The 25,281-nt window shown below is 61.4% G+C and carries 23 protein-coding genes and 1 pseudogene; 13 read left to right on the forward strand and 11 right to left on the reverse strand.

Going from position 1 to position 25,281, the window contains the following annotated elements; genetic code table 11:
* The first annotated feature begins 156 nt into the window (after positions 1-156).
* The 9 genes and pseudogenes from AACU78_RS01670 (at position 157) to AACU78_RS01710 (ending at position 8,569) form a co-directional block, all read left to right on the forward strand.
* A complete protein-coding gene (locus tag AACU78_RS01670; protein WP_106579505.1) occupies positions 157-786 on the forward strand; it encodes a DUF1120 domain-containing protein in 630 nt (209 codons plus the stop codon).
* Positions 787-859: 73 nt separating this feature from the next.
* Positions 860-1,483, forward strand: coding sequence for a DUF1120 domain-containing protein (locus tag AACU78_RS01675; protein WP_106579506.1), 624 nt, complete (start codon positions 860-862; stop codon positions 1,481-1,483).
* Positions 1,484-1,529: 46 nt separating this feature from the next.
* Complete coding sequence (locus AACU78_RS01680) at positions 1,530-2,150, forward strand: DUF1120 domain-containing protein (protein WP_106579507.1); 621 nt, start codon at positions 1,530-1,532, stop codon at positions 2,148-2,150.
* Positions 2,151-2,186: 36 nt separating this feature from the next.
* On the forward strand, positions 2,187-2,813 hold the full coding sequence (locus tag AACU78_RS01685) for a DUF1120 domain-containing protein (RefSeq protein WP_106579508.1): 627 nt from the start codon (positions 2,187-2,189) through the stop codon (positions 2,811-2,813).
* A 28-nt stretch (positions 2,814-2,841) separates the two neighbouring features.
* On the forward strand, positions 2,842-3,540 hold the full coding sequence (locus tag AACU78_RS01690; protein ID WP_371924193.1) for a fimbria/pilus chaperone family protein: 699 nt from the start codon (positions 2,842-2,844) through the stop codon (positions 3,538-3,540).
* Positions 3,541-3,665: 125 nt separating this feature from the next.
* A pseudogene (locus AACU78_RS01695) lies at positions 3,666-6,121 on the forward strand (fimbria/pilus outer membrane usher protein).
* A gap of 8 nt (positions 6,122-6,129) precedes the next feature.
* Entirely contained in the window at positions 6,130-7,251 is a 1,122-nt protein-coding gene (locus tag AACU78_RS01700) for a DUF1120 domain-containing protein (protein ID WP_106579510.1), read from the forward strand.
* A gap of 17 nt (positions 7,252-7,268) precedes the next feature.
* Complete coding sequence (locus AACU78_RS01705) at positions 7,269-7,913, forward strand: DUF1120 domain-containing protein (RefSeq protein ID WP_106579511.1); 645 nt, start codon at positions 7,269-7,271, stop codon at positions 7,911-7,913.
* A gap of 35 nt (positions 7,914-7,948) precedes the next feature.
* On the forward strand, positions 7,949-8,569 hold the full coding sequence (locus AACU78_RS01710) for a DUF1120 domain-containing protein (protein ID WP_106579512.1): 621 nt from the start codon (positions 7,949-7,951) through the stop codon (positions 8,567-8,569).
* Between the two features lie 68 nt (positions 8,570-8,637).
* Here the strand turns inward: AACU78_RS01710 and AACU78_RS01715 are convergent, their stop codons facing one another.
* Positions 8,638-9,918: a CynX/NimT family MFS transporter gene (locus AACU78_RS01715; protein WP_106579513.1), complete on the reverse strand. Its 1,281-nt coding sequence runs from the start codon at positions 9,916-9,918 to the stop codon at positions 8,638-8,640.
* Positions 9,908-10,567: a FadR/GntR family transcriptional regulator gene (locus AACU78_RS01720; RefSeq protein WP_106579514.1), complete on the reverse strand. Its 660-nt coding sequence runs from the start codon at positions 10,565-10,567 to the stop codon at positions 9,908-9,910. Before AACU78_RS01720 ends, AACU78_RS01715 begins: the two co-directional genes overlap by 11 nt.
* A 159-nt stretch (positions 10,568-10,726) precedes the next feature.
* Between AACU78_RS01720 and AACU78_RS01725 the strand changes: the two genes are divergently transcribed.
* The gene (locus AACU78_RS01725) at positions 10,727-11,038 is read left to right on the forward strand and encodes a type II toxin-antitoxin system MqsR family toxin (RefSeq protein ID WP_106579515.1); all 312 of its coding nucleotides are present in this window, start codon (positions 10,727-10,729) and stop codon (positions 11,036-11,038) included.
* On the forward strand, positions 11,035-11,526 hold the full coding sequence (locus AACU78_RS01730) for a type II toxin-antitoxin system MqsA family antitoxin (protein WP_106579516.1): 492 nt from the start codon (positions 11,035-11,037) through the stop codon (positions 11,524-11,526). Before AACU78_RS01725 ends, AACU78_RS01730 begins: the two co-directional genes overlap by 4 nt.
* 57 nt (positions 11,527-11,583) lie before the next feature.
* Here AACU78_RS01730 and AACU78_RS01735 read toward each other — a convergent pair whose 3' ends face one another.
* The 4 genes from AACU78_RS01735 to AACU78_RS01750 all read right to left on the reverse strand — a co-directional run bounded on the left by AACU78_RS01735 (position 11,584) and on the right by AACU78_RS01750 (position 15,753).
* Entirely contained in the window at positions 11,584-12,348 is a 765-nt protein-coding gene (locus tag AACU78_RS01735; RefSeq protein WP_003171943.1) for an amino acid ABC transporter ATP-binding protein, read from the reverse strand.
* An 11-nt stretch (positions 12,349-12,359) separates the two neighbouring features.
* Entirely contained in the window at positions 12,360-13,457 is a 1,098-nt protein-coding gene (locus AACU78_RS01740; RefSeq protein ID WP_106579517.1) for an amino acid ABC transporter permease, read from the reverse strand.
* A gap of 10 nt (positions 13,458-13,467) precedes the next feature.
* Positions 13,468-14,649, reverse strand: a complete 1,182-nt coding sequence (locus tag AACU78_RS01745; RefSeq protein WP_106579518.1) for an amino acid ABC transporter permease — start codon at positions 14,647-14,649, stop codon at positions 13,468-13,470.
* Positions 14,650-14,721: 72 nt separating this feature from the next.
* Entirely contained in the window at positions 14,722-15,753 is a 1,032-nt protein-coding gene (locus AACU78_RS01750) for an amino acid ABC transporter substrate-binding protein (protein ID WP_106579519.1), read from the reverse strand.
* Positions 15,754-16,100: 347 nt separating this feature from the next.
* On the opposite strand from AACU78_RS01750, the gene AACU78_RS01755 reads away from it, so the two are divergent.
* Both AACU78_RS01755 and rhlB read left to right on the forward strand, forming a co-directional pair.
* Positions 16,101-16,757 carry an alpha/beta hydrolase gene (locus AACU78_RS01755; protein WP_106579520.1) on the forward strand — a complete coding sequence of 219 codons (657 nt, stop codon included), beginning with the start codon at positions 16,101-16,103 and terminating at the stop codon, positions 16,755-16,757.
* 96 nt (positions 16,758-16,853) lie between these two features.
* Complete coding sequence (gene rhlB / locus AACU78_RS01760; protein ID WP_106579521.1) at positions 16,854-18,329, forward strand: ATP-dependent RNA helicase RhlB; 1,476 nt, start codon at positions 16,854-16,856, stop codon at positions 18,327-18,329.
* Between the two features lie 116 nt (positions 18,330-18,445).
* Here rhlB and moaE read toward each other — a convergent pair whose 3' ends face one another.
* From moaE to AACU78_RS01785, 5 genes are all read right to left on the reverse strand, one after another.
* A complete protein-coding gene (gene moaE, locus AACU78_RS01765) occupies positions 18,446-18,895 on the reverse strand; it encodes a molybdopterin synthase catalytic subunit MoaE (RefSeq protein ID WP_106579522.1) in 450 nt (149 codons plus the stop codon).
* A gap of 2 nt (positions 18,896-18,897) precedes the next feature.
* Positions 18,898-19,140, reverse strand: coding sequence for a molybdopterin converting factor subunit 1 (gene moaD, locus AACU78_RS01770; RefSeq protein WP_106579523.1), 243 nt, complete (start codon positions 19,138-19,140; stop codon positions 18,898-18,900).
* Entirely contained in the window at positions 19,137-19,610 is a 474-nt protein-coding gene (gene moaC, locus AACU78_RS01775; protein ID WP_056858942.1) for a cyclic pyranopterin monophosphate synthase MoaC, read from the reverse strand. Before moaC ends, moaD begins: the two co-directional genes overlap by 4 nt.
* Positions 19,611-19,726: 116 nt before the next feature.
* Positions 19,727-23,458: an autotransporter domain-containing protein gene (locus AACU78_RS01780; protein ID WP_106579524.1), complete on the reverse strand. Its 3,732-nt coding sequence runs from the start codon at positions 23,456-23,458 to the stop codon at positions 19,727-19,729.
* Positions 23,459-23,773: 315 nt separating this feature from the next.
* A complete protein-coding gene (locus AACU78_RS01785; protein ID WP_053254513.1) occupies positions 23,774-25,168 on the reverse strand; it encodes a PhoH family protein in 1,395 nt (464 codons plus the stop codon).
* Positions 25,169-25,281: the final 113 nt, after the last annotated feature.

Raw genomic sequence — 25,281 nt, forward strand, 5'->3', positions numbered from 1 at the left:
TTACTCTCGTATTTGTTGTATTTCCCCAACTCGCCCCCCTCTATAAATTCGCCGCACCCCAACAAGGGGCGCGGCCTGTCCTCTCCATGGGTCGCAACACACATGGCTGTTTGCCCCAAGGCACAGTCAGCAATCCTTGCACCGGAACCTCACGACATGAATAAGTCCCTAGCAGCACTCGCCCTCTTTTTAGTGGCCGCTCATCAAGGCCAGGCTGTTGCCGCAAGCTCGGTGGAGTTGATCGTCAAAGGCCTGATCACCCCGAGTGCCTGCACACCGACCTTGTCCGCCAACGGCATCGTCGATCACGGCAAGCTTTCCGCCAAGGACCTCAATCAAGGCACCCCCACTGATCTGCCAGCCGTGACCTTGCAGATGAATGTGAACTGCGATGCCCAGACCTTGTTTGGCTTGAACGGCAACGACAACCGGGCGTCCTCAGCCATCGTCGCGACGGGCTATGGGCTGGGCTTGATCGATAACACGCAGAAAATCGGCACCTACCACCTTGAGCTTGTGAACCCGGTTGCGGACAACGTCGCCGTCATACCCCTGGAGTCCAACAACGGCGGGCAAACCTGGAGCGCGATTGATGGTGAATATTGGTACAGCGGCAACCTGGCCGGTTTCGGCGGTGTTTCCGGTGGCCTGTATGTACCCGTGCCGATTCAGGACCTGACCACTGACTTGGCCGTGATGACCCAGATCGCGCCTGCGCAAGACTTGAACCTGAGCAATGAAGTGTCCCTCGACGGCTCCGCCACGATCGAAGTGAAGTACCTGTAAACAAGGCTCGCTGACCCGGTGCCACAACGCATCGGATCAGCCTCGCGCGTATCGCCCTACTTGGAGGTTTTACATGATCCATCGCACCCTCGCCCCAGTGTTCATGGCGCTGATGGCCGTCATTCCCCAGGCATTTGCCTCCAGCGCCACTGACCTTAGGATCACCGGCCTGATCACGCCCAGCGCCTGCATGCCCAACCTGTCCAGTGGCGGTGTGGTCGATCATGGCAAGTTGACGGTGAAGGACCTCGATCCCCAACTGCCTACCCGCCTGGAGACCGTCAACCTGCAATTGGAGGTCACCTGCGAGGCAGAAACCCTGTTCACCCTGACCACCGTCGACAACCGCTCCGGCACCTCGGCCATCCACTCGGCGAGCCATGGCCTGGGCCGGGTCAATGACGACCAGATGCTGGGCAGCGTGGCGTTCAACGTACTGGATGCGGTTGCCGACAATGTGCCGGTGCGCACCCTCTTATCCAGCAACGGCGGTGCCGACTGGCGTCCTTCGACGTACCTGGGCCATGCCGGGCTGACCGCTTTCGCCGCCGCCGACAACCTCAACGTCCCGATTGCGGTGAAGGTGTTGACCGCCCGACTCAGCGCCTTCACCACCCTGGTAAAAGCCACCGACCTGACCCTGGTGGACGAAATGCCCATCGATGGTCATGCCACGCTGCAAGTGAAGTACTGGTAAGCCCGACCTTGCTCTTTTACCTGCCAAATCAGGAGTGGCCCGCACGATGAACAACCTGCGCAATGCCCTTGCTACCGCCCTGCTGCTGGGCACCAGCACCAGTACCTTCGCCGCCTCCACAATCGACCTGACGGTCAAGGGCCTGATCACCCCCAGCGCCTGCACACCCACTCTGTCGGCCGGAGGAACCGTCGATTACGGAAAACTCTCGGTCAACGATCTGCACCCGACCTACAGCACTGACCTGCCGCAGGTCACCCTCAACCTGCAGATTGCCTGCGAAGCCACCACGCCAATGGCCTTCAAACTCATCGATAACCGCCCTGGCACCCATACCATCGGCGCCAACATGGGGCTTGGCCTGACGGACGCGGGGGAAAAGATCGGCTCTGCCTGGCTTTACTTCCAGAACCCGGTGGCCGACGGCACCCCCGCCGACGTGAGCGTTTCGCTTACCAATGGCAGCAGCTGGATCAGGGCCATCAACCTGGATACGCGTGGCCTGTATGCCCCCAGCGCTGCCGCCGATTTCAGCGTGCCGATCGCCGTCAAGCACTTCGCCACTGAACTGCAAGTGGGCGGCGTCATTGCGCCCACCAGCAGCATGACGTTAACCCGCGAAGTGGTCATCGATGGCAATGCCACCGTTGAAGTGCTGTACCTGTAACTGGCGCCACCCAACCCCCACGGTGATAACGACGCAATGAACCCATCGACCATCACCCGGGCGCTCACGCTGTTCGCCTTGCACCTGACGCCGGCCTTCGCCGCGTCAACCGTGGACCTGAGCGTTACCGGCCGGATCACGCCCCAGGCCTGCACTGTGTCGCTGTCCGACAGCGGCCTGATCGATTACGGCAAGATCCCGGCGCGCACTTTGAGACCGAGTGAGTTCACGCCACTGCCCAGCCGGCAAATGGGCCTGGGCATCAACTGTGAAGGGCCGACGCTGTTTGCACTGGTGGGTATCGACAATCAGCCGGATTCCTCTGTGAACCCCGAGGTTCTGTACGGCTTGGGCATGAACATTCACGCGCCGAGCGAACGCCTGGGCTCGGTAGGTTTGTCATTGCGCGGGCCGGTGGGCGACGGCAGCGCCCTGCAGGTGATCAGCTCCGCGGACGGCGGAAGCACCTGGCACCCAGAGCCCAATGCACATCCCAGGCACTACATGGGTTTCGCCCGGCTCGACACGCTGCTGCCCATTCCCATCAGGCAACTGGTTGCCAGCCTGCGGGTGGACACCGCCATCAGCCCGGCCAATAGCCTGACGCTGAAACAAGAAGTGCCTTTGCAAGGTTCGATCACCCTGGACCTCAAGTACCTGTAACCCTTAGTGAATGAGTCCTCAGATGACGATGCATGTTTCCTGGATACGCGCCGGTTGTGCCGGCCTCGCTGTATGGTGCTCCGCCGCGGCGCTGGCCGATGGAATGGTGCCAGACACCTCGGTGGTGATCGTGCACGAGGCGGACGGCGAAGCGGCCGTGTCTGTGACCAATACCGACAGCAAGCTGGCCCTGTTGCACGTGACCCTCGAAGACGTTCCCGAAGACCGGGCCACCTTGCTGTTCGTCACTCCGCCGCTGTCACGGGTGGAGCCCGGCAAGCGTCAGCTGGTGCGGTTCATCCTGCAATCGGACGAGCCGCTTAAAACCCAGCGGCTCAAACGGGTGGTCTTCGAAGGCATGCCCCAGCAACGCACCGGCGCCGAAGCCGGGCGTGCCCAAGTGGGCGTCACGGTGCGCCAGAACCTGCCGGTGATCCTGCACCCCAAGGGTCTGGCACCCAACCGTGAGCCGTGGCTGGGCCTGACCTGGCACCTGGACGGCGACCGGCTCAGCGTGCGCAACCCCACACCGTACGTGGTGCGCCTTGCGCAGGCGTTGCGGCTGTTGCCCGGCAACGGCTCGACCTTGCTGCCGCGCACGTATGTGTTGCCGGGAGAAACCCTGACGGTCGCGGCCCAGGGGACGGGGGCGACGTCAGTGCGCCTGCAGCCGGCCACGGTGTATGGCTTTGCTGTCGCGCCCTACGAGGCTCCCATCACGCCTTGATCCAACCGCGTCGAACCCTGCCGACGCCTCTATAAAACGAAGTGACCCCTGCGAAGGTCACCGGGAAGGCCGCCTGGCGCGTCCGCAAACCTTGCCTCGGGCTTCCCTCAAAAGAGTGTAATTGTGTGAACACAGTCATGAATTACCGTGACGGCGAAGCCCTGTCCGGCGTTATGCCGCGCCCGTCACTCGTGCAACTGGGCGGCATCGCCTGGGCGCTCAGCCATCTGCTGCTGGCCGAAAAGGCCTGGGCAGACGACGCGCCGTCAACCGGTTCGTTCGACCACCAGACCCTGCACCAGCGTGGCATCGACCCGCAATTGGCCAGCCTGCTGCTGGAAACGCCACGCTTTACCCGCGGCCGCCACGCCGTCAACCTGGAGGTCAATGGCCAACGGCGCGGTCGGGTCGATGTCAGCTTCGATGACCACGGCGCGGTGTGCTTTGACGCTGCTTTATTGCAAGCCGGTCAGCTGGTCCCACCGCCACGCCGCGTCGACGCCTGCCACGCCTTTGTCGAGCACTACCCGCAAACGGTGATCGAACCCGACCCGGCCAGCCTGGCCCTGTCACTGGTAGTGCCTACACAGGCGCTGCGCATTGCGCCGCAGGACGTTTCCGGCTACACCACCGGCGGTTTCGCAGCCTTGCTCAACTACGATGTGACCGGCCTGCACAACGAATACGGCGACAGCAGCAGCCGGTTCGGCTCGGCCAACACCGAAGTCGGCTTTAATGCCGGCGACTGGATCGTGCGCAGCCGCCAGGTACAGACCTGGCAGGACGGCGTCTCGCGCAGCAACCACTTGGATGCCTACGCCCAACGGACCTTTGCCAGCCAGCAGGCGGTGTTGCAGGCCGGGCAGATCAACCTCTACAACCCGGTGCTGGCGGGAGCCCGGGAGCCCCGATCACCGGCGTGCAAGTGCTCACCGAGCAGTCGCTGCAAGACCAGGATCAGGGCGCGACGATCAATGGCATCGCCAACGGCCCGGCCCAGGTGGAGGTGCGGCAAAACGGTGCGTTGGTTCACTCCACAGTGGTCCCCGCGGGGCCGTTTTCCCTCAGCCAAGTGCCGCGCTTGAACGGGCGCTCCGATGTGGAAGTGACGGTCAAGGAAGCGTCCGGCGAAGAACGGCGCTTCAGCGTGCCGGCGGCAATGCTCGGGCTGGGTCTGCCGGCACCGGGTTACGCCGTGACCGCCGGCACAGTGCGCAACATCGGCGACAGCAATGGCGCCGACCCCTGGGTGGTCAGCGCCGGGGGGACGGCTGCAGTCCACCCACTGATCACCCTGGGCAGCGGCCTGCTGGTGGCCCAAGACTATCGCTCGGTCGGGGCCAACCTGGGTGTGCTGCCCTGGCAGGACAGCCAATTGCAATGGGCTGTGGTCGCCGCCGAGGCAACTCGCCAGGCGCAAGCGCGCGGCGTGCAGGTGGACCTCTCGTGGTCCCAGCAAATAGGTGAACGCTGGGCCATCAGCGCCGCCAACACGTGGCGCAGCGAAGGCTATCGCGACCTCACCGAATCGACCTACGCCGCCCATACCCGCGAGCAGCAGCGCTCACGCTACCGCGACCAGCAAAGCGCCACGGTCTCCTGGGCGCATCCATGGCTGGGAGCCTTCAGCGCCGGCGTGTCGCGCGCCGCCTCCTTTGCCGGCGACAGCAGCAGTCGCGCACTGGCGTCGTGGGGCACGCAAGTGGGCGGCGTATCGCTGTCCGCCACCGCCGAATGGCAAATGGGCGGCCGCCGTTACAACGATGACAGCCTGTACCTGAACCTCAGCCTGCCCTTGGGCGAAAACCGTCGAGGCCGCGCCTGGGTGCGAAACTCCGGGGGCGAGCACCGCATCGGCATCGGCGTCAACGAACCGCTCAACGATCAACTGGCCTATCGGGTGGGCGTTGAACATGACAGCCGCGACCGCGAGGTGGAGTCATCCCTCGGGGTTTCGGCCCTGCCGTTCTACAGTCAGCTGGACTTCAACTACAGCCGCTCCAGCGACGCGCGTTCCAGCTACCAGGGCGGCGCGCGCGGCGGTGTGGTGGTGCATGGCGACGGTGTGACCTTGTCGCCCTACCCGGTGCGCGACACCTTTGCGCTGCTGTCGGTGGGCCAGATGCCCGGCGTCAAGGTCAGTACGCCAAGCGGCCCGGTGTGGACCGACTGGCAAGGCCAGGCCGTGGTGCCGCAGGTCAACGCCTATGGCCGTAGCCCGGTGGAAGTGCAGACGCGCTCGTTGCCGCGCAATGCCGACATCAGCAATGGCCTGGCCGTGGTTTCGGCAGGGCGCGGCGCCGTCGACCGGCTGGCGTTCGGCGTCGCCCTCACACGTCGGGCCTTGCTGACCCTTGACCGGCCGGTGCCGCGCGGCGCGACGGTCACCACCGACGACGGCGAGTTCGTCACGCTGGTGCAAGAGGGCAACCAGGTATTCCTGCCCGATGTGCTCAACCCTCGGCCGCTATGGATCAAGGGCCCTGGGCAGCCGCGTTGCGCCCTGCGTTTTGACCTGCCGCAAAAGGCCGACCCCGACGTGTATTTCGAAGCCGCCCCCGCCCGTTGCCTGACCCTGTGAGGACTCTCTTGAAACGTCATTACTGCCTCGCCGCCCTGCTACTGACGGGCACCGCCCAGGCCCAGGACGATTGCCGACTGGACGTGAGTGAGTCGCTGCTGGATTTCGGCTCGATCCGCCGCGCCATTGACCCGGCACACGGCCCGGAACGACTGCTGGGTGAACGGCGCCTGAGCATGACCCTGGACTGCCCGCAGAGCAGCGACCTGAGCGTGTTCTACCGCGGCCTGGCCGCCAGCGCCGAGCGTTTGCGCTTCACCCAGGGCGGCAGCTACCGCGTGCACGTACACGGTGGCCTGCTGGACGGCCGCGCGGTAGCGCTGGGGTTGCTGGCGGCCAGCGGCCAGCCGCCGATTGCCAGCGCCCAGGCCCTGGACTGGCGCCCCGAGCATGGCATCGTACCGATGCTCAACGGCCTGCCGGCGCAAGGCCGCAGTTTCTCCCTGCAGCTGGCAGTCAGTGCCTATGCCGAGGAGCGCGCCACGCCTGTGCGCGATGCCGTTACCTGGGACACCACCGGGCGAATCGAGGCTGCCGGCTCCGGGCGCTCGCGGGCGCTGCGCCTTCAAGCGCACTTTGCGCCGGCGGCCTGCACGCCCGGGCTGTCCAACGGGGGGACGGTGAGCTTTGGCAAGCTGTCGATCAACGACTTGAGCCACGATCAGGACACACGCCTGCCGGCCCGGCCGCTGACGCTCACGGTGGCCTGTGACGGGCCGACGCCGTTTGCCCTGGTCATGAAGGACAACCGCGACGGCTCCGCCACCGGCGGCCTGGATGAAACCGCCTATGGCTTGGGCGTGGATGCACGCGGGCAGAAAATCGGGCGCTACTACCTGACGGTCGACCCTGCCCAGATCAGCGCCGACAACTTCTCCCAGGTGTATCGCACCGACTCCACCACGGGCGGCTCGGCCTGGAGCATTGCCAACAGCAGTCCCATCGACGTTGGCGCGCGCAGCCTTCTGGGGTTTACCCCGGCGGCCGGCAGCACCCAGGGCCCCGAGGCCCTGCAAAACCTGAGCGCTTTACTGAGCCTGAAGGCATTTATTGCACCACTCGACAGCCTGGACCTGAGCACTGAGGTTCGGCTCGACGGTTCGGCCACGCTCGAAATCACCTACCTGTAAGCGCTCCCGGAGCCCCCATGACCTTTCGATATCTGATTCTCGCGCCCTTTATCTTCTTCAACCCGCTGAGCCTCGCCGCTTCCAGCGTAGAGCTGAGGGTCGATGGGCTGATTACGCCGATGGCCTGCACGCCAACCCTGTCAGCCGCAGGGTTGGTCGACTTCGGCAAAATCTCCCAGCAAGACCTTAACCTCACAACCGGCACACGGCTGCCGCTCAAGTCCCTGAACCTGACCGTCACGTGCAACGGCGCCGCCCGCTACGCCTTGCGCATGCGCGACAACCGCGATGGCACGGCCCACGTCAACAGCGAGATTTACTACGGGTTGGGCCTGGACGGCAGCGGCAACAAGGTCGGCGTGTATTCGGTCAAGTTCGACCCCAAGCAGACCGTGGCCGATGCCGTGCCGTACATCTACGGCACCGAGTCCACCACCGGCGGCGTGGCCTGGCGCACCTCCAACCGCAACCCGATCGACATCGGCGCCAACAGCCTGCTGGGCTTTACCGACCTGGAAGGTAGCACCGCGGGCCCCTCCGGCATCCAGACCCTGAACAGCACACTGACCCTGGAAGCGGTGATCAACGCCAAGCAGAACCTGGACTTGAGCACCGACATTCGCATGGATGGCTCCGCCACCCTGGAAGTGACTTATCTGTAGCACCGACGTTTTCCAACCCAAGGAGTAACCGCTAAATGAACAAGCTTTTCCCTGTCTTGACCACTGCGCTATTACTGGCCACCGCCACTGGCGCTTCGGCGGCATCCACTGCCGAGCTGACCGTCAAGGGCCTGATCACGCCCAGCGCGTGTACGCCGAGCCTGTCCAATGGTGGGGTGATCGACCACGGCAAGATTTCCGCCAAGGACCTGAACCCGGCCCAATACACCATCATCGGCAACCATACGCTGAGCCTGACCGTCACCTGTGAGGCCGCAACGGCATTCGCCCTGTATGGCGTGGATAACCGCGTCGGCTCGACCAGCAACTCCAGCGACTACGGCCTGGGGTTGATCAATGGCGATCAGAAGCTTGGGCGTTACATTTTGACGCTGAGTAACCCGCTCGCCGACAATGTGCCGGTGCAGACCATTGGCTCTACTGACCAGGGAAGCTCGTGGAACAAGGAAAAGTTCCTCGATCCGGGCCTGTACATGTCCATCGCCGCCATGAACGACGCCAGCCAACCGCTGCCGACCAAGGACCTGGTCGCCGACCTGGAAGTGCAAACCATCATCGACCGCACAGACGGGATGGACCTGAGTAACGAAGTGCTCATCGACGGTTCGGCCACTCTGGAAATGCGCTACCTGTAACGCCTGAAAAGCGCAGGGCTTGGGGTGGCGCCCAAGCCTGCCTGGCACGGGAGCAGGTTTACGGCTCCTCACCTGCCATCTCGCTGAACCTTCTCGCTGCGCACGCCCACGTACACCGCACGGCCCGCGCCCAACCCGGCGACGATGGCGCCCACGCCGATCACGGCAAAAATCCAGCCTACGGCCGTCCAGCCGCCCGTCCAGTCATGCACCAGCCCGACCGCGAACGGCCCGAGGGATGCCAGGGTGTAGCCAAAGCCCTGGGCCATGCTCGACAGGTTGGCCGCGACATGTGAGTCGCGCGAGCGCAGCACGATCAAGGTCAGCGCCAGGCTGAAAGTGCCGCCCTGGCCTAGGCCCAGCAGGATCGCCCAGCCCCATAGACCATCAATGGGCGCGTACAGGCAGCCGAACAGGCCGCCGAGGGTCAACACCATCACCACCACAATCGCCAGCCGCTGGTCCTTGCCGCGCGTGGCCAGCCAAGGTGCGGCGAGGGAACTGGCCAACTGCACGATGACCGAGCCGGAAAGCACCAGGCCCGCCTGGGTCGCCGTAAGGCCGCGACCGATCAGAATCGACGGCAACCAACCGAACACGATATAGGCCAGCGACGATTGCAGGCCCATGTACAGCGTTACCTGCCAGGCCAGCGGATCACGCAGCAACCCCTTCACGCGATACGCAACTTGATGGGCGCCGTGTTTTTGCCCCACCTGTGGCAACCAGAACGCCGCCGCCACCAGCGCTGGCAGAATCCAGAAGCCCAGGCCGATGCTCCAGCTGTCACCGAAATGCTTGCTCAGTGGCACCGTCGAGCCGGCAGCCAAGGCGGCGCCCAGGCACAGCGCCATGGTGTACACGCCGGTCATGGTGCCGGCCTGTTTGGCGAAATCACGCTTGACGATGCCCGGCAACAACACGCCGATGATGCCGATACTTGCACCGGCAATCAGGCTACCGGCGAACAGCCCGACCTCGCCGAAGGCACTGCGCAAAATGATCCCGGCAGCCAACGTCAACAGAATCCCCAGCACCACGCGCTCAGCACCGAAGCGCCGCGCCAGGATCGGCGCCATCGGTGCGAACAGGCCCAGGCACAGCACCGGCAAGGTGGTCAGCAAACCGGCCTTGGCTGCCGACAACCCCAGGCTCTGGGAGACTTCAGCCAGCAACGGCGACATGCTCGACAATGCCGGGCGCAGGTTCAGCGCCACCAGAATCAGGCCCAGCAGTAACAGCCACGGCCGCGCAACGACCGGCGGGGTGTGCTGCACCAGGTCGTCATCGGCTTCGGCGTCGATTAATAACTCTTCGAGTTCAGTGAGTCGTTTGGTTTCAAGGTTCATTGATCAACTGCCGGCAGAGGGATTTGGCGCGTTCCGGATCTTGCTGTTCCACGGCGTCGAGCAGGGCGATGTGCAGATCAAACACGGCCTGGCGACGCGGTGAAATGTTCAGGGTCTGGCGCAACTGGGCGGCGACGACGGCAGAGAAGTACTGGTACAGCTCGCTCAAGGCCGGGTTGTGCGCCGCGTCCACCAAGTGCTTGTGGAACACCAGGTCGGCGCTGATATAAGCCTCCAGGTCGCCGTGATACAGCTCGGCGCTGGCCTTGAGTGCGTCACGCATCGCACTCAGATCAGCCTCGGTACGGCGCACCGCCGCAAGCCCGATGGCCTCCACTTCGAGAATCTGCCGGGTCTCCTGCGCCTGCTCCAGGGTGCAATGGGACAACGCCCGCATTGCGCCCAGCGGATCGGTCATCGAGCGCAAATAACTGCCGTCGCCCTGACGAATGTCGATCAAGCCGGAAAACGCCAATACGCGCATGGCCTCGCGCACGGTATTGCGGCTGATGCCCAGCTCGGCAGACAGCTCGGGCTCGGTGGGCAGGCGCTCGCCGATGGCCCATTTGCCTTCAGTGATGCGCCGACGCAACTGCTCCAGGGCCTGATCGACCAGCGAGCGTTTGATCAAGGGGGCGATGTCTGTCATGGATTTTGCGCTTTCGTCCAATCATAGGATGAATTTTCCTACAGCCTATTCGGACTTGCCTACAAAGGCAACGCACTAGGGTTTTGAGGCAGCAGAAGGAACTGAATTTTCGATTGGTAAAATTACCCTTAGAGGGTAATTATTGGACTTGGGTGTCTTATGGAAAAGTACACACCTCATTACGATCTGGCGGTGATAAAAGCGGATGTCATCAGGTTGGGCGAGAGAGCATTTACGGCCAGCGCGCGCGAGGGGGCACGACAACTTGAATTGAGCATCGGCCAGATGCGGCTTGTGATCTGCGCCCTTGAGCATCGTATGTTGTACAAATCGATGACGACCTATTCAGACCACCGGGTGTGGCAGGACGTCTATTTGATCAAAATTTACGGTACGGAGATTTACATCAAAGTGACTTACCGCCCTAGCGGTGGGGCTCCCGTAATCTCCTTTAAGGAGAACACCTTATGAAAACCCAGCAATGTATGAGCTGCGGATCTCATGACGCAATGCAGCATTTCGAAGGACGTACCTTCACGATCAACACTCGCGGCATGACCCGCGATATTCCAGGCATTGCGGGCTGGGAATGCCAGGCCTGCAAGGAAATCGAATTCGATCACGACGACGACAGCGCAGAGCGTTATTCCGACGCCAGTGACCAATTGTTGATCGACGCGAGGAAAATCATTGCCGCCGAAATGAAGCGGATCCGCCGAAAACTGCACCTGACGCAAAAGGAAGCGGTGAAAACATTGATCGGCCGCGGGCACAATGCATTTTCCCGCTATGAAAGGGCTGAGATTTTTCCGCCCGAGCCGCTGCTCACACTGATGCGCCTGCTGGATAAACATCCGCACCTGCTGGCCGAGATAGAAACCCTCAATGTCGGCGAAGACCTGAACCAATTGCTTATTGCACAAGACGCGCAACAGCTCGCAAACAAAGCCTCAGCATAAAACCAGCAGGCAAAAATAAACCCGGCACCAGGCCGGGTTTATCGTTTCAAACATCGATCAATGCAAAATCTGGCTCAAGAACAACTTGGTCCGATCATTCTGCGGGTTGTCGAAGAAGTCATTCGGCGCCGCCTGTTCGACGATCTCGCCCTTGTCCATGAAGATCACGCGGTTGGCCACGGTGCGGGCAAAGCCCATTTCGTGGGTCACGCACAACATGGTCATGCCGTCTTCGGCCAGACCGATCATGGTGTCCAGCACCTCTTTCACCATTTCCGGATCGAGTGCCGACGTCGGCTCATCGAACAGCATGATCTTGGGCTTCATGCACAGCGCACGGGCAATCGCCACGCGCTGTTGCTGGCCGCCGGAGAGTTGGCCTGGAAACTTGTGGGCCTGCTCCGGAATACGCACGCGCTCCAGGTAATGCATGGCAATTTCTTCAGCCTTGCGCTTGGGCATCTTGCGCACCCACATCGGCGCCAGCGTGCAGTTCTGCAGGATGGTCAGGTGCGGGAACAGGTTGAAGTGCTGGAACACCATGCCGACTTCGCGGCGGATCGCTTCGATCTGCTTGAGGTCGTTGGTCAGTTCCACGCCATCGACCACGATGCGGCCTTGCTGATGCTCTTCCAGACGGTTGAGGCAGCGGATGGTGGTGGACTTGCCCGAACCCGACGGGCCGCACAGCACGATACGCTCGCCCTGCTTGACGTTGAGGTTGATGTCTTTCAACACGTGGAACTGGCCGTACCACTTGTTGACGCCCTGCATCTGGATAATGCCTTCAGGGCTCACAGGCTGTTTGATCGCTTCGCTCATAACAACAACTCCTAACGCTTGTGGCCTGTGTCGAGCTTGTGTTCCAAATGAATGGAATAGCGCGACATACCAAAACAGAAAATCCAGAACACCAGGGCGGCGAACACGTAGCCTTCAGTGGCCATGCCCAACCATTTCGGGTCGGCGGCGGCTTGCTTGACGCTGTTGAGCAGGTCGAACAGGCCAATGATGATCACCAGACTGGTGTCCTTGAACAGCGCGATAAACGTGTTGACGATGCCGGGAATCACCAGCTTCAGGGCTTGCGGCAGAATCACCAGGCCCATGCTGCGCCAGTAACCCAGGCCCATCGCCGCAGCGGCTTCGTACTGCCCCTTGGGAATCGCCTGCAAACCACCACGCACCACTTCCGCCACGTAGGCCGACTGGAACAGGATCACGCCGATCAGCGCCCGCAGCAGTTTGTCGATGCCCATGCCTTCGGGCAGGAACAGCGGCAGCATCACCGAGGACATGAACAGCACGGTGATCAACGGCACGCCGCGCCAGAACTCGATGAAGGTCACGCACACCACTCGAATCGCCGGCATGTTCGAACGCCGCCCCAACGCCAGCACAATGCCCAGCGGCAACGCGCCGGCAATACCGACGGTGGCAATGACCAGGGTCAGCATCAGGCCGCCCCACTGGCTGGTGGCTACGTTGGTCAGGCCAAAGATGCCACCGTGCAGCAGGAAGTACGCAATGATCGGGTACAGCACCAGAAAGCTCAGGCCGTAGACCGCCTTGCGTTGAAAACGCGAGATGAACAACGGCGCCACGCCGACGATGGCCAGCCACACGGTCAGGTCCACACGCCAGCGCAGGTCGCCGGGGTAGTAGCCGTACATGAACTGCCCAAAACGCTGTTGGATAAACACCCAGCAGGCGCCCTCTTTGGTGCAGTCTGCGCGCGTGGTCCCGACCCAGTTCGCGTCCAGAATCGCCCAGTGCAGGATTGGCGGCACGATCAGGTAGATCAGGTAAAACGCCAACAAGGTCAGCAAGGTGTTCAGCCAGCTGGAAAACAGATTGGCGCGCATCCATGCCATCGGCCCGAAGACTTTGTTCGGCGGCGGCATATCAGGTTTGAAAGTATGCGAAGTCATGTGCGTTTCCTCACCGCTCGATCAGCGCAATGCGCTTGTTGTACCAGTTCATCAGCAGGGAAATGCTGATGCTGATCGCCAGGTACACGCTCATGGTGATGGCAATAACCTCGATGGCCTGGCCGGTCTGGTTGAGCACCGTACCGGCAAACAGCGACACCATTTCCGGGTAGCCGATACCGGCGGCCAACGACGAGTTCTTCGCCAGGTTCAGGTATTGGCTGGTCAGCGGCGGAATGATCACCCGCAGGGCTTGCGGAATGATGACCTTGCGCAGCGTCGGCCCAGGGCGCAGGCCCAGGGAGCGCGCGGCTTCGGTCTGGCCGTGGCTGACGGACTTGATGCCCGAACGCACGATCTCGGCAATAAACGCCGCCGTGTAGACGGTAAGCGCCAGGGTCAATGCCAGCAGTTCGGGGATCAGTACCCAGCCGCCCACGAAGTTGAAGCCTTGCAGCTTGGGCATTTCCCAATGCAGTGGCGCGCCGAAGATCAGGGCGCACAGCGCCGGGATCAGAATGAACAACGCCAGACCCGCCCAGAACTTATGGAAGGGTACGCCGGTGGCTTCAAAGCGCTTGTTGGCCCAGCGAGCCATCAGCACGATTGCCACGATGGCGACCACGACGCTGACCACAAACGGCCAGAAACCGTCGGCGGCAATCGCTGCCGGCATGTTCAGGCCACGGCTGCTGACAAAGAACGTGTCACCAAAGTTATGGCTGTTGCGCGGCCCCGGCATGGTCAGGAACACCGCGAAGTACCAGAACAGGATCTGCAACAGCGGTGGGATGTTGCGGAAGACTTCCACATACACCGTCGCCAGTTTGTTGATCATCCAGTTGGGCGACAAACGCGCCACGCCGATGATGAAGCCGAGCAGGGTCGCCAGGACCACACCGATCACGGTCACCAGCAAGGTGTTGAGCAGACCGATCACAAAGACGCGGGCATAGCTGTCCGATTCGGTGTAGTCGATCAAGTGCTGAGCGATGCCGAAGCCGGCACTGCGCTCAAGAAAGTCGAACCCCGAGGTAATGCCCCGGTGTTGAAGGTTGGTCTGTGTATTGTTGAAGAGGTACCAGCCCAGCGCGACGACCGCCACAATCGTGATGATCTGGAAGAGCCACGCACGCACTTTGGGATCGCTGAAGCTGAGCTTCTGCTTGGGTGCGCCGATTTGATTTTGCATGAAGTGCCCCGCAAATAATGGAACAGAACATCACCCGGTGGTTGGCCCACCGGGTGATAGAACCATCAGCGATCAGCGCACAGGGGGTGCGTATTGAATGCCACCGTTGGTCCACAGTGCGTTCAAGCCACGGTCGATTTCCAGTGGTGTGCTTTTGCCGAGGTTTTTCTCGAACACTTCACCGTAGTTACCGACCTGCTTGACGATCTGGACAACCCAATCTTTCTTCACTTTCAGGTCTTTGCCGTATTCGCCGTCAGCACCCAGCAGACGCGCAACGTCCGGGTTCTTGGTGGACTTGGCTTCAGCTTCGACGTTTTTCGAAGTGATACCGGCTTCTTCAGCGTTGAGCATGGCGTAGCCAACCCAGCGCACGATGGCCAGCCACTCGTCGTCGCCGTTACGCACGACCGGGCCCAGTGGCTCTTTGGAAATGGTTTCCGGCAGCACCACGTAGTCTTTCGGCGAGGCCAGCTTGCTGCGCTGTGCGTAGAGCTGGGACTTGTCGGAGGTCAGCACGTCGCAACGACCGGATTCCAGCGACTTGGCGCTTTCATCGGAGGTGTCGAAGGTGATCGGGGTGTATTTGAGGTTGTTGGCGCGGAAGTAGTCCGACACGTTCAGCTCAGTGGTGGTACCGGCCTGGATGCAGATGGTTGCACCGTCCAGTTCCTTGGCACTTTTCACGCCGAGCTTGTTGTTAACCAGGAAGCCAACACCGTCGTAGTAGGTGATGAAGCCCGGGAATTTCAGGCCCATGCCGGCATCGCGAGAGCTGGTCATGGTGGTGTTGCGCGACAGGATGTCGACTTCGCCGGATTGAAGCGCGGTGAAACGCTCCTTGGCGTTCAACTGGCTGAATTTGACCTTGGTCGCATCACCGAAAACGGCAGCGGCCACAGCGCGGCAAACGTCAGCGTCGATCCCCAGGATCTTGCCGCTGGCATCCGGCACCGAGAAACCCGGCAGGCCGTCACTCACGCCACATTGCACGAAGCCTTTCTTCTGCACAGCGTCCAGGGTTGCGCCGGCTTGGGCGAAACCACTGACACCCAATACGGCGGCCGCGCACACGATGGCCAGGGTGGATTTCAATACCTTCATTCAAACCTCCAGTTTTGCTCTTGTTGTGTCGGAGCTCGAACCTCAGCGCACCCTTATGAGGCGATATCGACCCGTGTTGGCTTTTTTTAGGGTCAAGCGGCATGAAGTTGTCGCAGTAATTCCAGTTGCTATCCCCCAAGCGGCAGTCACTGATAGTGTTACCGTCGTGAGTTAGTCCTGACATCGACCTACACATAGCAAGGCCCGTACCAGAGTGGTGGCTGAGTCGTTTCAGCCCATGGTCAATAGGAAAAGATTCAACCTTGCGACATTCTCTTAACAGATCAACCCGTCACGCACCGTTCCGACGCACCCAATCGGAGCGCACGCACATTAATGGAGCAGACATGACCGAACCCTTGATTCTTCAGCCCGCCAAGCCCGCAGACGCCTGCGTAATCTGGTTGCATGGCCTGGGTGCCGATCGCTACGACTTCCTGCCGGTGGCCGAGGCGCTGCAGGAAAAATTGTTGACCACCCGCTTTGTGTTGCCTCAGGCGCCGACGCGTGCGGTGACCATCAATGGCGGCTACGAGATGCCCAGTTGGTACGACATCAAGGCCATGAGCCCGGCCCGTTCGATCAGCCTGGAAGAGCTGGAAGCCTCCACCACCATGGTCACGGACTTGATCGAGGAGCAGAAGAGAACCGGAATAGACGCCTCGCGTATTTTCCTTGCCGGTTTTTCCCAGGGTGGCGCCGTGGTATTCCATACCGCTTTCCTGAAATGGCAGGGCCCGCTGGGCGGCGTCATTGCCCTCTCCACCTACGCGCCCACCTTTGGCGATGAGCTGCAATTGTCCGCCAGCCAACAACGCATTCCCGCGCTGTGCCTGCACGGCCAGTACGATGATGTGGTGCAGAACGCCATGGGCCGCAGCGCCTACGAGCATTTGAAGAGCCGTGGTGTCACCGTGACATGGCAGGAATACCCAATGGGGCACGAAGTGTTACCCCAGGAGATACACGACATCGGAACCTGGCTGACCGCTCGCCTGGGCTGAAAACCGCACATTATGTAGCCGTGTGACCAACGCACTACGCCGCGCCCGATTCTTGCATTACACTGGCCGGCGTACATTCCTTAACCAATTAATGAGATGACCGTGCTCAAAGCACTTAAGAAGATGTTCGGCAAAAGCGAGGCTGAGCCGCTCGCGCCTGTTCCCAGTGCTCCTGTCCCCTCATCCGGCAGCCGCAATGACGGTAAACAGCCAGACCGGACCGCACCTGTTGCCTCACCGAAGAAGCCACCGGTGATCGCGCCTGAACCGGCAAAATCCGCCGAGGCCGAGCCTGCACCTGCGCCCAAGGCACCCCGCCGCGAACGCGCGCCCAAAGCGCCCGTGATTGCGTGGAAACTTGAAGACTTCGTCGTCGAGCCACAGGAAGGCAAAACCCGCTTCCACGATTTCAAACTGGCGCCGGAACTGATGCACGCCATTCAGGACCTGGGGTTCCCGTACTGCACGCCGATCCAGGCGCAGGTGCTGGGTTTCACCCTCGCCGGCAAAGACGCCATCGGCCGCGCGCAGACCGGCACCGGCAAGACCGCCGCGTTCCTGATCTCGATCATCACCCAGCTGCTGCAAACGCCGCCGCCCAAAGAACGCTACATGGGTGAACCGCGCGCACTGATCATCGCGCCGACCCGCGAGCTGGTGGTACAGATCGCCAAGGACGCCGCCGACCTGACCAAGTACACCGGCCTCAACGTCATGACGTTCGTGGGCGGCATGGACTTCGACAAGCAGCTCAAGCACCTCGAAGCTCGCCATTGCGACATCCTGGTTGCCACCCCGGGCCGCCTGCTCGACTTCAACCAGCGTGGCGATGTGCACCTGGACATGGTCGAAGTGATGGTGCTGGACGAAGCCGACCGCATGCTCGACATGGGCTTCATCCCGCAAGTGCGTCAGATCATTCGCCAGACCCCGCCGAAAAACGAGCGCCAGACGCTGCTGTTCTCCGCGACCTTCACCGAAGACGTGATGAACCTCGCCAAGCAGTGGACCACCGACCCGTCCATCGTCGAGATCGAGGCACTGAACGTTGCCAGCGAAAACGTCGAACAGCACATCTACGCCGTGGCCGGCGCCGACAAGTACAAGCTGCTTTACAACCTGATCAATGACAACGGTTGGGAGCGCGTGATGGTGTTTGCCAACCGCAAGGACGAAGTGCGCCGCATCGAAGAACGCCTGGTACGCGATGGCGTCAACGCCGCGCAACTGTCGGGCGACGTGCCGCAGCACAAGCGCATCAAGACCCTGGAAGGCTTTCGCGAAGGCAAGATTCGCGTGCTGGTGGCCACCGACGTGGCCGGGCGCGGGATTCACATCGACGGCATCAGCCACGTGATCAACTTCACTCTGCCGGAAGTGCCGGACGACTACGTCCACCGCATTGGCCGTACCGGGCGTGCCGGGGCTGCGGGCGTGTCGATCAGCTTTGCAGGCGAGGATGACTCGTATCAGTTGCCTTCGATCGAGACGTTGCTGGGCCGCAAGATCAGCTGCGAGACGCCGCCAACGCATTTGCTGCGCGCTGTGGAACGTAAACGCCCTCAAGCCTGAAACGCGGTTAAAAATGTGGGAGCGGGCTTGCTCGCGAATGCGGTCTGTCAGTTAAAGATGTACTGACTGATACACCGCATTCGCGAGCAAGCCCGCTCCCACATTTGGATCTCCATCTATTTCCAGCGATCCGCCGCCGCGTGATCACTGCCCCGCCCTTCCACCCAGCGCGGCCCTTCAGGCGTGTTTTCCTTTTTCCAGAACGGCGCCCGCGTCTTCAGGTAGTCCATCACAAACGCACAGGCCTCAAACGCGGCCTGGCGATGCGCGCTGGCGGCAGCCACAAACACAATCGGCTCGCCCGGTTCAAGCGCGCCGATCCGGTGCAGCACTTCCAGCTTGAGCAATGGCCAACGCTGTTCGGCCTCGACCGTTATCTTGGCCAAGGCTTTTTCGGTCATGCCCGGATAGTGCTCAAGAAACATCCCCGACACGTCGCGACCATCATTGAAGTCGCGCACATAGCCGACAAAACTCACCACCGCGCCGACGCCGACATTGGCTGCGTGCATCGCATTGACTTCGAAGCCCGGATCAAACGCCTCGGCCTGTACGCGAATGGCCATGCTCAGCCTCCCGTCACGGGCGGGAAAAACGCCACTTCGTCGCCGGCCTGTACCGGCTCATCAAGGCCGCACAGTTCTTCGTTACGCGCGCACATCAAGCTGGACTCATTGAGCACGGCAAACTCCGGGTCATTGGCCAACGCGAGGCGCACCGCATCGACGGTGGCGAAATCGCCTTCCATCTCCAGCGAATCAAAGCCCACCGCTTCGGCGTAGCGGGCAAAAAACAATACGTTGATGCTCATGCCTGGTCCGCCTTGAAATGCCCGCTTTTGCCGCCAAGCTTTTCCAGCAGGCGAATACTTTCGATGGTCATGCCGCGGTCCACGGCCTTGCACATGTCGTAGATCGTCAGCGCCGCGACGCTGGCGGCGGTCAGCGCCTCCATCTCCACGCCGGTCTGGCCGCTGAGCTTGCAGCGCGCAAGGATATGCACGGCGTCTACGCCGTCGGCGCGCAGCTCAACCTTTACACCGGTCAACATCAGCGGGTGGCACAGCGGAATCAGATCACTGGTTTTTTTCGCCGCCTGGATCCCGGCAATACGGGCCACGGCAAACACGTCGCCCTTGGGGTGGGCGCCGTCGACAATCATTTTCAGGGTGTCGGGCAGCATGCGCACCCGCGCTTCGGCCACGGCCTCGCGGAACGTCACGGCTTTGTCAGTGACGTCGACCATGTGGGCGCGACCTTGGGAATCGAGATGAGTCAGCACAGGGATACTCCTGATCAGGAGCGGCAATTGTAAACCCGTGAGTCAAATTTGCGCAGGGCTGTTTATCCCATGAATAAAGGGGCGCAATGCGCCCCTTTATGCAGGACAACACCAGGTTAGAAGCGGAAGGTGAATCCGGCATTGATCCCGTTGTTGTTACCGCGGTTGGACAGCAAACCGCTGTAGTTCAAGGACACCAGCGTGTCCTTGGTCAAGGCCATTTCCGCGCTGGCCTTGATCACCGCGCCATCACGCGCCACGGGTACGCTGTTGACAGCGAAGGCGGTGTCGCTGCCGGCAAACTTCAGCGAGGCGTCACGATCGGTGTCGCCAAACTGATGCTCCCAACCCAGCTCGCCGCGCAAGGTGACGGCCGAGGTCGAGCTGACCGGCAATTGGGTATGCGCGCGCAGGCCCAGGGTGGACAGCGTGGCGTCCTGGCTTTGCTTGCTGGCATGCAAAGCGGCGGCGCCGCCCTTCTCCTTGAACGAATCACTCTGGTAGTTCAGGTACGTCAGGTTGGCGAAGGGTTCGAACAGGTTCCATTGGGTGTAGCCGATCTCGGCAAACACCTGGTCGGTCCGTGCGTTGTAGTCAGCCTTGTCGTAGTCCGACTGGTTGGCGTAAGCCACGCGGCGCGAAGTGTCCAGGCGATGCCAGGTGGTGGCGCCGCCCAAGCGCAGGGCAATCGCCTCGAAGCGTTTGCCGCCATAGACCGACAGGTGATAGTTGTCGCTGTCCGCCGAAGCCGACTCACCATTGAGATGGCTCTGGGTGTAGCCGGTCGCAGCGCCCACACGCCAGCCGTCGCCAACCTCGGTGTCCAGCCCCAGCAGCACACCACTGGTGGACGAGGAATAACCGCTGGCATTGTTGTCGCCGCTGACGTTGTTACGACCACCCAACAGTTGCACCCAGCCGCCATTGTCGCGAGCGTCGATCTGCGCGCTGGAGTCCAATGACTGAGCCTGTTGCAGCCGGCCGTTGACCGCCTCACGAAGGTAGCGGCTGTCAGCCATTTGCGCTGCCGCCACATCCGAATGCAGTTGCCCTGACAGCTGCTTGAACGCCGCCTGCGCCTGGGCTGCCGAGTCTGAAGCGAGCAGGCTTTCATACACTGGGCTACCCGCGCCCAATGCCTCGGCCGCCGTCGCCACGGCGCGCTCGTTACGGGTTTGCGCAACGCTGGCAAAGGTCGTCTGGTTGCGTTCTACGGCCAGGGTCAGCGCGTTAGGCTGGTAATTGAGTTGAGTCCCGATGAACAGATAATTAGGCGAGATCGCCGCAAACTGTCCGTTGATACCCTGGGTGGCGGTGAGGATGTTGAACGGCTGGCCCAACAGGCTACGCGCCTCGGTGGCGGACAACAGGTTAGGGCTGTTCTCCAGAGACACGGTCACAACACCGCCATTGAGGGTGGCGACGCCGCTGCTCTGGATCTGGTCGCTTCGCCCGTTGGGGCCGACTTCGACGGCATACACCGAGCCCGGGTTGAAGGTCACGTCGCCCGTGTGCAGCGTGCCAATCGAGTGACCCGGTGCCACACGGCCACCGCTGTTGACGGTCAAGGCACCCACCGTGCCGTTACCGGCCAGTGTGCCGCCCAGCGTGGTCATCACGCCGTTATCGGCATTGCGCGTGCCCACAGCGCTGCCATCCACGGTTACGGCGGACGTCAATGAACCGTCCACCGACAGCTTGCCGCCGCGCACCCACGTGCTGCCGGAGTAGGTGTTCTGGCCTTCCAGCACCAGTTCGCCGTCGCCGGACTTGGCCAGACTGCCGACATAGGTGGTGCCGGTGAGCAAGTCTTTGCCACGGGCCAGCGTTGCCTGTTCGCGCGCATGGCCGATTTCGTATTCAAACTGATCATCGTCAGAGGCATTCGCCGGCAAACCGTTGAGCCAACCTTTTTGTTGCTGGGTGGCCGCCCAGGTCGCCTGCTCGGTGGCGTCCTCTACACGGCGGGCGCGAATGGCTTCATCGGAAATCGGGTTAGCCCAGATATCGCGTGTGCCGGTAGGCAATGCCACCGCCACCGACCCCAGGAACTGCCCCGGCCCCTGCATGGCTTTTTGCAGGTTGGGCAAGCCCCAACCGCTGACCACGCCGGGCACTTGCGGGGTGCCTGGCGCGGCATCGTGCACCGGTTGCAGGTTGTCGTAGGTGCGACCGCCAGTCAGGGTGCCCACGGGCGTGTCCGGACCGTCCGGCGCTTGCAGGCTGGAGGTGGTCAGCAACACATCACGGGCCTGGCTGGCGGTCATGTAAGGGAAGCGCTGGATCACCAGCGCCAACGCCCCGGAGACGCTCGGTGCTGCGGCCGATGTACCGTTGGCATTCGGGATGATTTCACCTTCTGGCCCGGTGGACGGAATCCCCGAGACGCCCATCACGCACCACCACTTGGAGGTGCCGCAACGGTTGTAGACCTGCGCGCTGGTCTCGTCGTAACCGGTGATCGAGAGGAATTTTCCTTCGATGTCCGGCTTGAAAAACGGCAGGTTGGCGTTGGTGTCCGGGTTGGCGCCGTGGCTGTCGTTACCCGCCGAGATGATCTGGATAAAGGTGTTTTGCCGCGCCGCGTCGGCCATGGCGTCCATCCAGGTTTTCTGCCCGGCGTGGGCCTTGTCCCAGAACGGGCGATAGGCAGCCTTCATGTCGCGCAAATTGTCCGCCGCACTGTCGCCGACATCGCCGAAGTGGTTTTCTACGTCGTTGCGCGAGTTCTGCCCCCAGCTCTGGTTGACGATCGACACATTCTTCGCGGCCAGCGCGTTGTAGCTGGCCATGAACGCGTTGTAGTCCAGATCGTTGGAGCCCTGGAAGCGGTTGTCGTCGGTGCCGCCGGTATTGGCGACAAAAATATTCGCGTCAAACGCGATGCCGTGCATGCCGGTGCCATTGCGGCTGGCGCCGAGTACACCGGACATTTCCGTACCGTGGCCGTCGTTGATGGTGGGGTCGTACTCACCGGAAATACTGAAGTGCTCGCCTTTTTGAAACTCGCCGTCCGGGGTGTCGTGGAGATAGCGCGGGTGGGTGGCGTAGTAATCGCCGGTGGACGTCACCGCCTGCACGCGGTCCTGGCCCTGGGCATTCTTGCCCTGGAACTCGAAGTGCTCGGTGAGAATGCCCGAGTCCAGCACGCCCACGTTCACACCTTTGCCGGTCATGCCCAAGGCATAGGCGTAGTACGCGTTGGTGCGATCCAGGCCGGAGTTGACCAGGGCTTCGGGGGTTTTCCAGGTTTGCGCGTTGGCGCTCCAGTCACGGGTAGCGGCGGCCCAGGATTGGCCTGCGTTCAGCTGCGCGCTGAGGTTGCTGCTGACGCCCGGCTCTACATAGGTGTAGGGCTTGGCAGCCGGCAGGTTGGCGAGGATGGCCTTGGAAAAATCGAGAATATTGGTGGTGTAACGTCCGCTGTTGCTGAAGAGCCGGCTGCGGTAGTAATCCAACCGCGAGGCGTAGTCCAGCGGGCGCTTGGTGTCGCCGAGCATGGCGCCGATGGTCAGGTTTTCGGGTTGCAGCTCGTAGTTTTGCTTGAGAGCTGAATCGAACTTGCCGGACTGTGCGGCGAAGTCCTTGGCGGCCAGATCGACGATGTCCGCGTAACCAAAGCGCAGGTTCTTGTAGACATCGGTGTTGGGGCCAAACGATGCCACGGCTTTCCTGAAGGCCGACTCCAACACCTGGGCGGTGTAGGGGTTGCTGTCATCTGCCCAGGCCATTGGGCCCTGACCCAGCCATAAGGCCAGGCCGAGTGCGATGGGCGTGAGAGGTATCGACCTGAAACCTGAGGCGCGCTTACGTTGAGACAAAGTGGAGCCATTACCTGCTACTTCCATGTTCCTTTCCCTTTGGATATGTGCGTCGTCAATGAGCGATGTATCGGGCTTTTTGTAATAGGCAGGGTCACGCAGAAAACCCACACGGGTCTTCGAAACGTCGTCGAATCAATGAGGTGGATTTCCGACGGGGGTCACGCAATGTTCTTATGGTTTTTGCGGCGAGAAAAAATGTAACAAAATAATTACAAAGTCCACAAGCACCCACGGCGCTAAATCGCAGGCAAATGTCGCACATAACAAAAACCCCGGATTTCGTGAGAAATCCGGGGTGGTTCGTGGCATTTAGCCACCAACTACGACAGGGTCATGTTTTTACAGGTGGGACTCGGCGTACTCGGCCAGGATCGAACGAGGCACCCCTTGCAGCGCGATATGCACACCGTTCGGGAAGTCCTTGAACCGTTCCGTCAGGTAAGTCAGCCCGGAGCTGGTCGCGGACAGGTAAGGCGTGTCGATCTGTGCCAGGTTGCCCAGGCACACCACTTTGGAACCGGCGCCGGCGCGCGTGATGATGGTTTTCATCTGGTGCGGCGTAAGGTTCTGGCATTCATCGATCAAAATCAGGCTTTGCTGGAAGCTGCGACCTCGTATGTAGTTGAGGGATTTGAACTGCAACGGCACTTTGCTGAGGATGTAATCGACGCTGCCATGAGTGTTTTCGTCATCCATGTGCAAGGCTTCGAGGTTGTCGGTGATCGCGCCCAGCCACGGCTCCATTTTTTCTGCTTCGGTGCCGGGCAGGAAGCCAATTTCCTGGTCCAGGCCCTGCACACTGCGGGTGGCGATGATGCGGCGATAGCGCTTGGTCACCATGGTCTGCTCGATGGCGGCGGCCAGGGCGAGGATGGTTTTCCCCGAACCTGCGGCGCCGGTCAGGTTGACCAGGTGGATGTCCGGGTCGAGCAGCGCATACAGCGCCAGGCTCTGGTAAATGTCACGCGGTTTCAGGCCCCAGGCTTCCTGGTGCAACAGGGGTTCCTGATGCAGGTCGAGAATCAGCAGTTTGTCGACCTGGATTTCTTTGATCCAGCCCACAAACCCCTGTTCGTCGATGATGAATTCATTGATATGCACGGCCGGCAGGTTGTCGGTCAGCTGTACCTGGTGCCAGGTGCGGCCGTGGTCCTGACGGGTTTCAACTTTGCTGACGCGGTCCCAGAACGAGCCGGTCATGGTGTGATAACCGCGCGACAACATCGACACGTCGTCGACGAGTTGGTCGGTACTGTAGTCCTCGGCAGCGATCCCACACGCTCGTGCCTTGAGGCGCATATTGATGTCTTTGGTCACCAGCACCAGGCGCAAGTCCTTGTCACGCGCGTGCAGGTCGATCAATTGGTTGATGATTTTATTGTCGTTCAGGTTTTCCGGCAGCAGGCTGTTGGGCTCGCTGCGCTTGTTCATCAGGATCGACAACAAGCCCTTGGGCCCGCTTTTGCCACGCTGGATCGGCACGCCAACTTCAACGTCCTCGGGCGAGGCTTCGCCCAGGGTCTTGTCGATCAGGCGAATGGCTTGGCGGCATTCAGCGGCAACGCTGTGGTGGCCACTTTTGAGTTTGTCGAGCTCCTCAAGCACGATCATGGGGATGGCGACGTGGTGTTCTTCGAAGTTAAGCAGTGCGTTTGGATCGTGAATCAATACGTTGGTATCAAGCACATAAAGGATTGGCTGGTCGGAAGAAGGGTTACGTCCATGATCATCCATACTCGGTCACCTTTGTGGGAGCCAGTCGACGCAATACCACAACAGTGCTGCGCCTCGATTCGACCACCGACTGCACCGTAGTGACGTCAAGTGCAGTGCCCACATGAGGAGTC

This window comes from Pseudomonas sp. R9.37 (assembly GCF_963878885.1).
In the GTDB taxonomy this organism is placed as follows: Bacteria; Pseudomonadota; Gammaproteobacteria; order Pseudomonadales; family Pseudomonadaceae; genus Aquipseudomonas.